Here is a 15149-nt window from a genome sequence, read left to right as displayed (position 1 = left end):
ATCAATGGTATTTAATCCGATTACTAAAGTAATTGAAGTAGGCAAAGCCGATCAAATAAGGGCTATGATTAATTCTGAGATTAATGTTAATCCCAATTTGGCGAACCGATCTTATGTGGATATTTATGAAGAAATTCTTCGTTATATTTCTGTTCCAGCGGATTCAAATACTCCCATTAATCAATTAGAAAAAATTGCCATTGCGGATGGCTCATACGATCACGCATACACACAAACATGGCTATTTATTAAACAGGCTGTAGATATTAATAGTCCGAATGGACAAACGGCCAGTAAAGCTATTCGTGAATATACGTTTAAAACCTATGAAACATTTTTTGGAGAAGAATATGGTGGAAAAACCACTGAGGCGGATGGTATAGCTTGGATGCAGGAAATCTCCAATGCTATTGCAGATGCTGTAGTTAAAGGCATGTTCACGAGTGATAAAGATATAAAAGATAATCCATCCGTTAAGTTACCTAGTTCACTGGATGGAACTAATGGGCAGCTATCACTTTTGAAAGATATTATAGAAGCAGATGCCGTGACTGCTGCAACAGAATATTATGCTGATGAGTTTGGAGTTTGGGCAGGCAATGCCTTCTTTGTCGCAGCAGGAGATTCCAGAGCATTCAACTCACATCTGCTCCATGATGGAAATCATGATGATAATTTCAATCATAATACCGATGATACCTATGACTTGCTTGCGGCTTCTAAAGCAATTTTAGAGTTGGGCGGAGAGTTAAGTTTCTTAGATTCAATCAAACTATTTGGTACTAATGTGTGGCAGGCTAATTCTTTGTCTCATTTAATAGCAGCCGCGAGTAATGCAGATACATTTCTTGAAAATGCCTACGATAAATCGGGTGGAATTGAATTTTCTCAAATCAGACCTTGGAACTTAAACTTAGGAACAATTGAAACAGATTTAATTTACGACGAAGACAATGAGGTTTTGGATTTAATCAATGTCATAAACCTAGCTCCAACCCTAGTTAATGCCTTCTTTAACTTTGTTGCTGGAACAGGACAAATGACAATTATCAATGCAGGTCGAGGCGATGATACGATTATAATCACCAGTGGTAATGATATTATCGATGGCGGCGATGGTACTGATACAGTTGTTTATTCTGGCACTTATAATACCAAAATAAATTTAGAAGAAGGCTATGCCATAATTGATGATTTTTTGGGAGAAACAATAGATCAACTATACCGTATCGAGAATGCTAAAGGATCATATGGTAATGATACCATTACGGGAAATACTGAAAATAATGAAATAATCGGTCATGCAGGAACAGATACTTTCGAAATGAATGGTGATTTTGGTGATGACATCATCTTTGACAATGGTGGAGTTTTGCTAATTGATGGACAAACACCAATCCTGAACGCCGATGGGAATTTACTTCAAGTTGGTTCTGGCGCGGATAAGCGTGAGTTTAAGTTCGGACTTGTAGAGGAAGTAACAACATCACTTAGTGCAGACCCTATTCCGGGTGACCATCTGTTGTTAAAAGAATGGGATTCAAATACTCGCACAGAATTACCAAATACCATTGCTGTTCTTGATTATTTTACCTTTAAGGCGGATTGGAACTTCTCAGTAAGTGATGCAAACATCATAGAAGGTGACAATAATTATAATTACCTTATTGGCACTAGCAGCCATGACCATATTATTGCTAAAGCAGGTTTCTTGGATGTTTTAGCGGGGCTTGGCGGGCATGATCGCTTGGTCGGTGGTAATGGCGCGGACATTATGGATGGCGGTGAAGGTTTTGATACCTATGTCTATCACAGTATTTCTGATAGCTTCAAAACGCCTACATCAGACGATACATATGATAGCATTGTCACTTTCGTTCAGGGTGAAGATAAGATCGATGTAACAGGGCTTGGCTTTGCAGACATTAAGGCAGTAGGAACAGGTGCATCAAATGATCTAGAATTTGAACATATAACAACATCTACAGGAGCTTTAAAAACTGCTGTCAGTAGTAATTTTACCAATTTCTATCTAGAAATTAATGGTCACATCAACCTACTTGATTTGGATTTCATTGGCCTTGCAGATGAATCACTTACGTTAGTTGGTACTCATGATTCAAACGACTACACCGACAGTGCCTTTGATGACAACATCACTACTCTCGGTGGGAATGATACTGCTCATTTGAACGGTGGTAATGACATTTTCAACGCGGGAGAAGGTTCTGCGGATAAGGCGGTTTATGCGGCGACTTCGGCGAATTATACGCTTAGCACTTTAACGGCACAGGATATTACCGTCACGGATGATGTGGGGTCTGATGGAGTGGATAGTTTGACCAATGTCGAGATATTGGAATTTTCGAATATGACGCTTTATTGGAATGGCACGACTTGGAATGGTACCGAACCGGATCATGCCCCTAATGCGGGGAATGAAAGTGTGATCACCGACTTTGAGCATGCGGTGACGGTGGATGTGTTGTTCAATGATTCGGATATTGAGGATGAGTCCTTTAACAGCGGTAGTTTGTCGATTGATACGAACCCTGCGAATGGGGTAGTGGCAATCAATAATAATGGTACGATTACCTACACACCAAATAATAGTTTCAGTGGTTCTGATAGCTTTATCTACACACTGACAGATAGTGCAGGTGGAACGGACACGGCGTCGGTATATATTGCGGTGGGAGCTGCTCCTGCGAATGTCGATCCAGTTGCGGGCGATGATACGGTAACGGTGGGGTATGAAACTGCGACCACGATTGCAGTTCTGAGCAATGATACCGATGATAGCACATTAGACGGGAGCCACATCACGATTGATGCTGATCCTGCAAATGGTACGTTGATAGTGAATGCAGATGGAACGATTACCTATACGCCGGATGCTGCATATGATGGGGTGGATAGCTTTGATTATACAATCACTGATCCATCTGGGTCTTCTGATACGGCAACAGTGAGTATTACAGTCAGCCCTGAGCCAAGCAATTATGCGCCGTTTGCGGAGAATGATACGGCTGTTGTGGATAGAGATAGTTCTGTAGATATTGCGGTGCTTGGCAATGACACGGATACAGAAGATACGACCTTTACCAATAGTAATCTGTCGATTGATACAAATCCTGTCAATGGTTCTGTATCGGTCAATAGCAACGGCACGATAGCCTATACGCCGACTACAGGGTATGTGGGAGTAGATAGCTTCACTTATACCCTGACTGATAGCGGTGGAGAAACGGATACTGCAACGGTAAATGTGACCGTTCAGGCAGCGGTTGATCCGAATGCTACGGCAACACATACAGGCGATGCGAATAACAACAATATCACATCAGGCAGTGCCAATGATACACTACTTGGTCTGGATGGTAACGATACATTGTACGGCGTTGCAGGTGACGATCAGCTTGTGGGTGGACTAGGCGATGATACGCTCAAAGGCTACTCAGGAAATGACACCTATATTTGGGCCTCAGGTGATGGGAATGATCGAGTCCAAGAATCGTATGTCTCTGGTAGCGGAACGGATACACTCCATTTTGCAGGCGGAATTACCTTATCCGACTTAAATATCTATGGCTATACCGGCCGTGATCTAAAAGTAGAGCATGTTCCAACGGGTGAAACTATTACCATTCAGTATCAGTACAGTAATTATACGCATTATCGTGTGGAATCTCTTTCGTTTGATGATGGTTCAAGCTTCAACTTGCTGCAAGGGATGACGTGGCAAGGTGATACGGCTAGCCAGCGTTTAGATGCAGGCATTTATGATGATTCTCTGCGCGGTGGTCAGGGCAATGACACTGTATTAGGCAATGCAGGTAACGATACATTATATGGCGATCTAGGCAATGATTCTGTCTATGGTGGGTATGACGATGATACTTATGTGTGGCGCTCTGGCGATGGTGATGATTTGCTCATTGAAAGCAACTCAGGCGGCACAGACACATTGCTTCTAACGGGCGGTATTACGCTTAGTGATGTGAATGTTTATGGTTATACCAGCCATGATATGCGTGTGGAATATATCCCAACAGGTGAAATCATTACCCTCCAGAATGTGCATTATAGTGATGCCGATTATCGTATTGAAACGCTTACTTTCGACGATGGCAGTAGCTATAACTTCGATCAAGCAGCTCTTTGGTTAGGTGGCGTGGATAATCAATCCCTTAAAGGCAGTATTTATAATGATACGATGCGTGGTGGTAAGGATAACGATACGATAAATGGAGATGCAGGCGATGATACACTCTATGGTGATCTGGGCGATGATACGGTGTATGGTTCTACAGGTGATGATACTTATGTATGGGAAGCTGGTCGTGGCAATGATCTATTTATTGAGCAGAACTACACAGGCAGTGGCACGGATACAGTATACCTAAAAGGCGGTATTACCTTTAGCGATCTGCATATCTATGGCTATACCAGCCATGATCTACGTATAGAACATACGCCAACCGGTGAAATTATTACTCTACAAAACCTACATTACAGCGATACAGACTATCACATTGAGTTCTTAAGCTTTGATGATGGCACAACGTACGATCTTCAAACGGGTGTACAGTGGCTTGGTGGTGTTGGAAACCAACATCTTCAGGGCAGCATCTATGATGATTCTATGTTTGGTGGAAAAGATAATGATACATTGAGCGGCGATGCAGGTGATGATACTTTATCGGGCGATTTGGGTAATGACTCGCTAAAAGGCGCAACAGGGAATGATACTTATCTATGGAAAGCTGGCGATGGTAATGACATTTTTGCTGAGCAAAGCAATAGCGGTAGCACAGGAGATATCATCTTTTTAACGGGCGGCATTACGCTCGCTGACTTGGATATATACGGCACCACAAGTCACGACGTAAAAGTGGTTTACACCCCAACGGGCGAAACATTCACCATTCAGAATCACCTGCATAGTGATGTGGACTACCATATCGAAACACTGCAATTTGATAATGGCACAACCTACAATTTGGAACAAGGCGTAGAAGTACGCGGTGGCACAAGTGGCGATAATCTAGATGGCGGCGCATATAACGACACCATGCTTGGGGGTGGCGGTAATGACACCTTGGAAGGGCTTGGAGGTGATGATGTATTTGAAGGTGGAGTCGGTGCTGATAGACTCTATGGCGGTGTTGGTGATGATACATATGTGTGGGAATCAGGTGATGGAAACGATCTCATCTATGAGCAAAACTACACAGGAAGCGGATCGGACACATTGCACCTAATAGGTGGAATCGTAGCAGCCGACGTAACCTTCTCACAAACCGGAAATGACCTGCTAGTAACCTACACCCCAACCGGAGAATCCATCCGCATAGACAACCAATATGTGAGTGATACTGACTACCACGTAGAGACATTGTTGTTTGATAATGGCAGCACGGTGGATCTTCTGGGAGTGTAGAGGCATAGCCCCTATTTAGAAAAGGAAGAATAAGTTTTATCAGCGCCTATAGATCAATGAGATTTATGTATATTTACGCATGACAAACATTGAAATATTAGTGTTTATAGCATCATGTATAGGGTTTCTCACGGGGTTAATCTCACTTATCGCTACGGTGAAAATCATGCACGAGGGCAGGAACTCTACGTTACAAAATGATCAAATTGTTTCTATCAGTGAAGACGTTAAATTATCTGCATTTAATGGTTCTAATACATTACTTGTAGGTAGTGGCGAGGATAAATCCTGACAGATTCAAATGACAATGAAGTATCTTTCTTTTAACCTCTCTCTACCTTACTAAACATATTCTTAATAAGCTATCTCTTTTCAATGGAAGCTACCCTCTTTCCATTGTATATAGACGTATTTTTAATAATATATGCAATATAATGATTATAGAAAGATATCACCGCCGAAACACTACGGTTAAACCACATTTCTATTACGGTTAACATATTGATTTTTAATATTTTAACCACAATAATTCAATCACCTGTAAGGGCAATTTGACGTTTTTCGCCTTGCCACCATCCATGTAACAAGCAAAAAAACTGTTTTTTTCTTTCATTTTAAAGGGTTTAGAGTGTTAAAATTCATCTTTTTTTAAGCCATTTCTTCTGACTATCTTAATGAATACCAATCGATTACATTATTTGTTTTATCAATAATTTATTAAAAACACGTATTATGAATGCAAAACGTTATTTTTTAGGATTTCTTTTTATAATTTTATCAAGCTACATATTAAGTAGTTGCGAAGAAACGGAGATTCACGAAGAAACCAGAGAGGATGAAACTACAGAGCTTAAAACATATGCTGTTGAGCGACCTAAAATTAAAAGACCAGGAGACAGCAACTAAGAACAAAAAAGCAGCCTCTTTTGAGGTATATATTGGCACATTTCTCATCGTGTTATCAGGAGTGATACTATATCTCGATAAGATTTTCCAGATCATCGGATTTTCAGTTGACATTCAGGATGACTATTATGATTTCACTACATTTATATGGGTCATGTGCCAGTCAATATCGCCACTTATTATCATTCTGGTTCTTGGCACGAATCTCAAACCCTTACGTATAAGTTACACAATCCCTCTTTATTGTTATTGCCTTCAAATTTATTACATATTCTTTGATTTGGATGTGATCGACGATAAGCACTACACCCCGTATTATGCCATAGTAACTACCATTTTAATGTACTTCATTATGGTAGGACTAAGGCTTTTGTTTAATTATTGGAATTCATTAAAGCAGACTGAGATTGAAATTTTGCAATCTATTGTGGATTCTGATGAAGTTTTACTAAAAGAAAACGGTATTATCTTAGATGAAGAACTTGGTTAAATTAAAGATAGCGGTTGAAGAACTCAAGCTGCTTAAGGAAACGGGGCACATGAGTGAAGAAACTTACAACAGAGAATTAAGGAAAGTCTATCACGAATTCAGAAAACTGAAGAAACAATCTCTTGAGCAGGAATTGTATCAAGAGGTAGTCGAAATTACCATACAACCATTGCGGTTAATTACGCCTTCTTAACGGACTTATCACTATCACGTAATAGTGTTTTATCTTGCAAACGTTGATCGGATTCTTGGATTTCTTGTTTGAGACCTTCTTCAAACATTTTCTCATCAACTTTGCTTAACAATTTCTCCATGATATCCTCTAACCTACCAATACGTGTATCAATAATAGTCTGAACAAAATTCTCTAGTTCCAGAATGGAATCGATTTGTAAATTGGTATCGTCATTCTCTTCCCTATGTGTATTGATAAGTTGTACCAATTGACTGACAAGATTACGTGAATCTATCCCGAAAGAACGATTTTCATGATTTGGTAATGCAGATACACCGGATGGTATTTCTTTTCCATCTATAATAAAATCGTATGAAATATTAAATTTACGTCTAACAATCTTTAACGTTTCGATGGATGGAAGTATTTTATCACTCTCAATCTGCGATAATGGGGATTGTTTCATCCCAATAGCCTCTGCAAACTGAGCTTGTGTCATGTCAGCCTGTTTGCGAATGAGTTTGATTCGTGATCCTATCGACATATTTTTATTAATTATTTTAATATTTTATTTTGATAATATTAATTTTACGTATATATTTGATTCATGTTCTGACGATGTACTCTAAATTGTTTCCTCCGAAACCAGAATGCATCTATTTTTAGCACAGTGAATTTCCCCATTATTTGCATACTATACCAAGATAGCAAATCGCAAGGAATATACACATTTTAAGCAAATAATATGCTCCCAATAACTAGATGTTTGGTTGCATTATGGCTTTCCGTAAAGCTAGATAAAATTTTACACATGAAGTACTTGCACAACAAATTGACTATAAGCAATATAAAAAACACTCTGGTAGACAATTTATGTGTATTTCTTCAAACATATTAACCATAAAGCCCTGATTAATGGAAAATCTAGAATTCGATAAGCAACGTCATTACTTTCTAGCAGAGATCGTGCAATATGTTGAGGTAGAGAAGGATGAATTTTTACAACGTGTTGCCAATAAGGAATGTTATGAATTGACAATCTATAATTGGACGATGCGCTTATTTGACAAAGGAACCTCTATAGAAGATGCGATTCATCTTATTCATAGAGCAAGGCGATTCGTTCTGATTAATAGAACCTACCGCTCATTTTCTTATCCTGTAGATATATCCATTGAAAACATCCATACCATGTTGAATGAATATCCCAAATATAATCAGCTTTCCTCTAATAAGAAGCAAATCGTACAGCAAAAGATTGCCGAAAAGTTTGACCAGAAGGCGCGTCTTGAAGCCATAGAGCAGGTATTGAAAAAAATGCATCTCGAAGGGAGATTAGAACCTGACAATAACAAGAGAGGCATATTCACAGCAACATTGCTACGTTTTAAAGACAGTATCATGAAATGGAAATGCATTGAATATTGGCAAAAGAAAAATCGTTCACAATAAAATGACAGATAAAAACGCACATAAGTTGAGTTTGTGTAATTACCCCGTGAAGGATATCGGGTGCTTTATGACTTTAGCCTCATTTACAGGCATAAAGTATCCTGATATCATTTTATTAACAGTTTAGTTGAATGTGACCAGCCTCAATGAATCATGAACACCTACTTATTGCTATAGTAATTAACGTTTAAAACCATTCTATGCATCTTATCAAACAATTACGCCTCATTGAACGAGTAGATCAACTGACTCGTTTAAAAGCTACAGGTACTCCGAACAAGCTTGCTTCCAGACTAGAAATATCCAAAACCACATTATATCGACTCATCACTGCGATGCGGGATATGGATGCCCCTATTTGTTATGACGATAAACTTCAAAGTTTTGTGTATGAGGAGAAGGTCGCATTTACATTTGGCTTTCATTCTGAATCGAAGTTAATATCTTATCTTGGTATACAAGGGAGAACATTCAGTCAAAACTGAGGCTTTGATCGGTAATACCAAACGCCTTATCGAAAAGATTACTGGAAGGGGTGAATCCCCCTCTCTTGAAATTTGGAAGATAGCATTCAGAAGATTAAATTTGTTTAATTCTTAAACCTGACCAACTTGAATAAAATAGTAGCATTACTCATTGCAATAAACCTCTTCTCTACGGTTAGAGTAAACGCGCAACATTTACCCGATATAGTACCAAATACACCTTCTGCAAGTGGTATCACCGATTATAGCAAGCAAAATTATGCAAGCCCAAATAATTCTGTATACCGAACTATGAATGTCAATCAACGTAATGCGATGTTACGTTCTGAAGTAGATCAACAGATAGATGCACAGGCCCAAGCAGAAGAAAGAGCAAGAGCCATTATTAATGATGCGATGAGTTCTTTGCCAAAACGATATCGTTTACCGTCTAAAGGAAACAAAACAGGAGCAGATACTTATCGCAGCGCATTAGCAAAGCTTCAACACATGTCAGACCGGTCATTTTCTATCAAGAAAGCTACATTTATTGTAGAAAATGCATTTTTCGAGAACAAAAAAAACTATGCAGAATTTGACAAAACTATTGAACAAACGGGGGATTTCTTACGAACTAAAATGCAGGAACTTGGATATGATGACTCGAATAACCTTGCCAAGAATTTTCTATTGTTTCAATTTTTCTCAGACACATTGGCGATAGAATCTAAACAGCTAAAGCATTTACCTCTTGCATACGATTTTGAAGATTATATGGGTAAGGACGATTGGACGAAAATGTTTGTCAGCAAGTTACTGGAAACAGGCAAAGGACAATGTAACTCATTACCACAACTTTATTTAATATTGGCAGAAGAAATAGGAGCTGAAGCACGTTTAAGTCTGTCTCCTAATCATAGCTATATCAAGTTTCAAGATGATGCTAAACGCAAGTGGTATAATGTCGAATTGACCAATGGTATGCTAACGACTGATGCATTTATTCTTCAATCGGGTTATATTAAAGCAGAGGCGTTGCAAAACAAAATCTTTATGCATCCATTAACAGATAAACAGTTATTGTCGCAACAATTAGTAAATCTGGGATTGGGATATATTCGTAAATATAGTTATGACGAGATGGTGCCTGAGATAGTCGGTAAAGCATTAGAATTAAACCCACATAATGTCAATGCACAGCTTGTGAAAGCAAACTATGACACGTTTAAGCTGCAATATGCCCTACAAGAACTAGGGATTTCAAAGGAGAATTTTTCACAAATTAAACATTATCCATTTGCTGTAGAGCTTTATCATAATGTGATGAACCAATACAAACAAGTAGATGCACTAGGCTATCAGCAGATGCCAGAAGAAGCCTATCAACAATGGTTGCATTCTGTGAAAGGGAAACAAAATAAGCAATATAATAAGGATTTAAAATCAACCATCAAAACCCATATATCCGTTAAACAATAATGATACGAAACTTAGTATTTATTTTACTCATAGGCTCAGGTGTTGCCGTCCAATCGCAGGATAGAAAAACACTCTATAACAATACTCTGGACGAGTTGCATTGTGTGTTAAAAGATTCTTGTACACTCAGCTTCAAAAAAGCAGTGATGCAAGTGGAGAATGCCTATCTTCATGGGACATTAGATACTATCGCATTTAATGATGATATTGCGCTATTAAAGCAGTTAGCAAATACGTTAGTTGCCAACAAGAATTTACAATATTCTGAACGCGACAGTTTGAAAGTGAAAGAATATGCAGCCATATTCTCAGTCATTACAGATACGATTCCCATCGTTATGGAAGATGGATTATTGTATGATTACATACCTTACGGTTATGATTTTGAAGATATTTGGGGCATCAAAAGCTGGAAAAACATGTTTGTGTCCAAGCTGCTTGAAACACGCAAAGGTAATTGCCATTCCCTGCCTTATCTCTATAAAATTCTGGCAGAAGAAATGGAAGTAGATGCACATCTGGCACTTGCCCCTAATCATGTATACATCAAGCACAAGAACTTAAAAGATGGTTGGTATAACACTGAGCTAACCAGCGGCATTTTTCCAATGGATGCATGGTTAATGGCTTCGGGTTATATCCATCTGGATGCTATTAGCAATAAACTCTATATGGAAGCACTTGATGATAAGCAGAGTATTGCCATGTGTGTTATTGATCTGGCTGAAGGATACAACAGAGCATTTCCTGCAAATGACGGTTTATTTGTGTTTAAAGCCTGTCAAATTGCTTTGAAATACTACCCTCATTATATTAATGGAAGAATCTTGCTAGCTGAAACTAAAAAGAAAATGTTTGAGCAGCAGGTAGAAGATAAGTTTGGTACATTTACCAAAGAAGTTTACAAAGATGAGCGTTTCAAAGCTATGTTTTTGGACATGCAAAATGACTATGCCTCTATCCATCAATCAGGCTATCGAAGAATGCCGGAAAAAATGTATTTGCAATGGCTCACTTCTTTAAACGAGGAACGCGCCAGATATGAAAATAAGAAAATCACTAACCATAAATAATAACAACTATGAGAAGAGTTATCCTTTTCTTTTTATGTACAATAGCCACCACTCACCTTGCTTTTTCGCAAAATCCTTTTGAAGAATTTAATTATCAACCAAAAATGGGAACGCTGAGTAAAGGCAAATACATTGAGCATTTTGACAATGACAGTATCGTACGTATTGGCAGTGTTCTGTTTAACACCTATAATCACCAAATAAGTGCCTTTGCGGTTGAAGACACTCTTTATTCAGAAGCTACACTCGATCCAACAGTTATGAGTAGGTGGATGAATCCTGATCCATTGTCGGATGAGTTCCCTGATAAATCACCCTATAATTTTGTGAATAACAATCCAATTCGTTACGTTGATCCACTTGGACTAGCCCCTGAAGATGTTATCATTCAAGGAGATAAAGAGTTCAGAGATGCAGCATTTGCCAACTTGCAATCACTTACAGATAGTCAACTGGCGATGGATAAGAACGGTAATGTTACGATTGTAGAATCTGGTTGCAACAGTGGATGTAATGAAGGTCAAAACCTAGTTGATGGATTAGTAAGTAGTGATAAAGTGGTAACGATTGTGAATTCTCCTGATGATAAAAACCATACTATACCTTTTGATCAGGAAGGGGCTGTAACAACCAATGAAGGTGATTCCACTGTTGAATTTAATCCTAACAATACTAATTCTGGAGTGGATGTTAGTGGAAACAAAAACCGACCTTCTGAAATAGGATTAGCACACGAACTGGGACATTCCAGAGATATTGCTAACGGTACAGAACCGATTGGCGCATCAAATTTTGTAACGCCTTTCAAAGATTTGCCCGATAGTGAGAGATTTCAGCAGGGTAGTTTTATTAATAATACGCTTCGACAATTAACAAAACGAGAAGCAAAAATTCGTAATAGCGTTGAGAATCCAATAAGACGGGAAAGAGGATTAAAAGCCCGAAAGATGGTAAAACTTAAAAACTTTAGATATGAATCAAAATATTAATTTCATAATACTGAATTTACTACTTGTTATTCTAACAAGTAGTTGTCAGAAGCAGTATAATGCTGAATCCTTTGAAATAGATTTAAGTGCCACTAACACCGTTAAGACAAATGACTACTGTCTACGTATTTTTGAAAAAATTTATGGTATCGATTCTCTGAAGCTAAAAAAATATAGATACGTAGAAGGTATAATAAACAGATTCATTGTTGATAATAAAGGGCAAAAACAAGAACGCTTATTATACATTAGAATTGATAAAGAAGGGGAAGTGTACGAAACAACATCGCTGGGTATGAGAGTTATTAAAGATAATGATGTAGTAGTCACAAGATATGATTGGAAAGATAAACAACCTGCACCAGTTCATAAGAAATTGAAACAGTTCGGTATGAAGGAATTTGATGGTTTCTTACAAAAAAACACTGGTGTTTTAAAGCGGCATAGAAGATATAATGTACTCATTTTTGATTTTAAGAACAACAATTCGTGTAAATGCAAATTCCTGAATAACCTTCCAAATATCGACATAAGGTCTATAGAAAACATGTCTTTCTTTGACCAATTCTTGGATTGAGTACAATAAATGATTGAAAATTTTAAATACATATTGATACCATTTATTGTACTAGCCGTAAGCTGCGATAAAAAACAAAATAAAGAACTATTTGAGGTCGGATATGGCATAAACGAGGTTATTAAAAATAACGAGAAATGCCTAAGAATCTTTGAAATGGGATATGGTGTTGATTCCTTACATGTCAAAACTCAACCTTATGTGGGGAGCTTACTTAATAGGTATATAGAATACAATGCCAGAGAGAAGCAAGAAAGGGTGTTCTTTCTGAGGCTCGATCAATCTGGAGAAATATCTGAAAGCGTTACTTTCTGGATAAGAGTGTTATCAGATAAAGCCATTATTACGAAATATTATTATGATGAAAAAGATCTAACCCAAACGAAAACCATTCAACATTTTGATATGAGTGCATTTGAGGACTTCTTAAACAAAAACGAAACCCAAAATAATGCCTTTGCGTTTAACAAAATGCTGTTGATTGATATTCCGAACACTAAATCCTGTTCGTGTAAGTTTTTCGGAAAGATTAATTTTAGCATCAATGATTTAAAGGATTTGTCACTATTTGATCAATTCTCGGACTAAGTAAGAAAAATAGCATTAAAAATAAAGAGAAATCCTAAACCACATAAAAAGCAACGAGAGATCAAGTAATGCAAAAAGGGCTAGAAATAACAAAGAAATATGGAGGATTATAACCACATTCAATACGATGAAAAAATGAAGTTCTACGAACTGAGTGTAGGACAAAGCTCGCGTGCAATGATCTTGGATGCGACATTCAAGGATGATTTTTATGTCGTTAGTTCAGGTATAGTGAATTATGTTGACCACGTAGTGAAAACTAAAAAAGGTATGGGTAAACGTTTATACGATGTACTAGCTTTTAATGATGGTATGAATAAGGTGATTTCTGATAAATTGCTTACCCTTTTAAGAGAACATAGTGTGATCGGTTTTAAAACCTATCCCGTAGAGATTAAAGGCGTAAAAGAAAAATATCACGGTTTTCAGGTAATAGGTAGGTCAGGTAAATATATCCAACCAGAGAAAAAAGAAGATAGTGAAGACTATTCTTTTGTCGGGGTAAAATTTGACCCTGAAACGTGGGACGGTTCCGACGTCTTTTTTCCAGAGGGAACAGCAGCATTAACAATAACTCCAAGAGTTAAAGAAATCCTAGAATCAAGTGATATAACCAATATAGAGATTAAACACATAAAAGATTCTATGGGGTTTTATTAGCCAATTTATAATTACCCTACATGAACATAAATAACGATTTTGAAACTTTCGCAAATGAAATTGCGTGGTTTATACAGCCATCTGACAAAGTGTTTATCACAAAGAACAATGAGGAGTTAGAAACAAGTCAGGAATTTAAGGATCTGTTCCCTACTCTATCGATATTGATAGAGAAAGCACGAAAGACTGTTGCAACCATTAATGATCAGAAATACACATTATTTGCATGGGATGATCTAGAGGGTGTAAAGTGCGGTTGGTTCTGCAAAATGGAAGATGAAGCTTCTTTTCCCAATGAGTTAATCTCAGAACACAAAATGTTACTAGCCAATATAGGCGGTATACAGGAATCATTTAATGATTTTGAAGAGTTTAGCGAGACTGAGCTTTTTACTGACAATCAGAACTTTCTTTTTATTGGCTCAGAATGCAAAAAAGGTTTAGATGGCTGGAATGACTACTATTCTGAAAGCTGTGAAGAAGAAGGTTTAAAAGAAATCGATTATTCCAATATGGTTTCATTTGTGAATGAAGCTAATGGCACCTTGACTATGTATGATACGACTACCAAAGAAGTTCTATTATTCTCTCATGACCATTGCTTTGACAATGTTATCTGTCTTGAAAATCAGCCAGAATATACATTCCATACATTCAAGGGCGTAGATAATTTTGTTGATTATGTAGAGGAACTTGCTCAACAATGGACTAATCATATCAAATAATACAATTCATTTACCTCCAAGCAATTCAGGCTGAATAACCTGCAAAGCTGACTTTTTTTGCCGTAAAGAAGGACGGTTCTTTCATCTATTTCCTACCTCAAGTACCGCTGACAAAAATCTCCAGATAC

At 37.7% G+C, this 15149-nt stretch carries 15 protein-coding genes; 14 read left to right on the top strand and 1 reads right to left on the bottom strand.

All coding sequences use genetic code 11. The features are described 5' to 3' along the window. The first annotated feature begins 4 nt into the window (after nt 1-4). From ATE84_RS14125 to ATE84_RS14115, 5 genes are all read left to right on the top strand, one after another. Entirely contained in the window at nt 5-5443 is a 5439-nt protein-coding gene (locus ATE84_RS14125) for an Ig-like domain-containing protein (RefSeq protein ID WP_101448573.1), read from the top strand. A 79-nt stretch (nt 5444-5522) separates the two neighbouring features. Then, nucleotides 5523-5735, top strand: a complete 213-nt coding sequence (locus ATE84_RS25865; protein ID WP_143273639.1) for a hypothetical protein — start codon at nt 5523-5525, stop codon at nt 5733-5735. A 440-nt stretch (nt 5736-6175) separates the two neighbouring features. Continuing rightward, nucleotides 6176-6349, top strand: a complete 174-nt coding sequence (locus tag ATE84_RS26215; protein WP_158237260.1) for a hypothetical protein — start codon at nt 6176-6178, stop codon at nt 6347-6349. After that, nucleotides 6309-6839 carry a hypothetical protein gene (locus ATE84_RS14120; protein ID WP_143273638.1) on the top strand — a complete coding sequence of 177 codons (531 nt, stop codon included), beginning with the start codon at nt 6309-6311 and terminating at the stop codon, nt 6837-6839. The genes ATE84_RS26215 and ATE84_RS14120 overlap by 41 nt, the downstream gene beginning before the upstream one ends. Continuing rightward, a complete protein-coding gene (locus ATE84_RS14115; protein ID WP_101448571.1) occupies nt 6823-7032 on the top strand; it encodes a hypothetical protein in 210 nt (69 codons plus the stop codon). Before ATE84_RS14120 ends, ATE84_RS14115 begins: the two co-directional genes overlap by 17 nt. On the opposite strand, the gene ATE84_RS14110 is transcribed toward ATE84_RS14115, so the two are convergent. Beyond that, on the bottom strand, nt 7019-7558 hold the full coding sequence (locus ATE84_RS14110) for a helix-turn-helix domain-containing protein (RefSeq protein WP_101448570.1): 540 nt from the start codon (nt 7556-7558) through the stop codon (nt 7019-7021). The two genes, ATE84_RS14115 and ATE84_RS14110, sit on opposite strands and share 14 nt — an antisense overlap. Nucleotides 7559-7980: 422 nt before the next feature. Here ATE84_RS14110 and ATE84_RS14105 point away from each other — a divergent pair, with 422 nt between their 5' ends. From ATE84_RS14105 to ATE84_RS14065, 9 genes are all read left to right on the top strand, one after another. Further along, nucleotides 7981-8466, top strand: a complete 486-nt coding sequence (locus ATE84_RS14105) for a hypothetical protein (RefSeq protein WP_143273637.1) — start codon at nt 7981-7983, stop codon at nt 8464-8466. 200 nt (nt 8467-8666) lie between these two features. Further along, on the top strand, nt 8667-8951 hold the full coding sequence (locus tag ATE84_RS14100) for a hypothetical protein (RefSeq protein WP_101448568.1): 285 nt from the start codon (nt 8667-8669) through the stop codon (nt 8949-8951). A gap of 126 nt (nt 8952-9077) precedes the next feature. After that, nucleotides 9078-10409, top strand: coding sequence for a hypothetical protein (locus ATE84_RS14095; RefSeq protein WP_101448567.1), 1332 nt, complete (start codon nt 9078-9080; stop codon nt 10407-10409). Next, nucleotides 10409-11482, top strand: coding sequence for a hypothetical protein (locus tag ATE84_RS14090; protein ID WP_101448566.1), 1074 nt, complete (start codon nt 10409-10411; stop codon nt 11480-11482). Before ATE84_RS14095 ends, ATE84_RS14090 begins: the two co-directional genes overlap by 1 nt. An 8-nt stretch (nt 11483-11490) precedes the next feature. Next, nucleotides 11491-12471, top strand: a complete 981-nt coding sequence (locus tag ATE84_RS14085; RefSeq protein ID WP_101448565.1) for a M91 family zinc metallopeptidase — start codon at nt 11491-11493, stop codon at nt 12469-12471. Next, complete coding sequence (locus ATE84_RS14080; RefSeq protein WP_101448564.1) at nt 12455-13048, top strand: hypothetical protein; 594 nt, start codon at nt 12455-12457, stop codon at nt 13046-13048. Before ATE84_RS14085 ends, ATE84_RS14080 begins: the two co-directional genes overlap by 17 nt. Nucleotides 13049-13081: 33 nt before the next feature. Continuing rightward, nucleotides 13082-13636, top strand: a complete 555-nt coding sequence (locus ATE84_RS14075) for a hypothetical protein (protein WP_143273636.1) — start codon at nt 13082-13084, stop codon at nt 13634-13636. Nucleotides 13637-13771: 135 nt separating this feature from the next. Next, the gene (locus ATE84_RS14070) at nt 13772-14296 is read left to right on the top strand and encodes a hypothetical protein (RefSeq protein ID WP_143273635.1); all 525 of its coding nucleotides are present in this window, start codon (nt 13772-13774) and stop codon (nt 14294-14296) included. 20 nt (nt 14297-14316) lie between these two features. Then, on the top strand, nt 14317-15021 hold the full coding sequence (locus ATE84_RS14065; RefSeq protein ID WP_101448561.1) for a hypothetical protein: 705 nt from the start codon (nt 14317-14319) through the stop codon (nt 15019-15021). Nucleotides 15022-15149 lie beyond the last annotated feature (128 nt).

Source organism: Aquimarina sp. MAR_2010_214, from assembly GCF_002846555.1.
Taxonomy (GTDB): domain Bacteria; phylum Bacteroidota; class Bacteroidia; order Flavobacteriales; family Flavobacteriaceae; genus Aquimarina.
The sequence above is the reverse complement of the archived record's forward strand: the minus strand, read 5'-3'. Positions and strand labels throughout refer to the sequence as shown.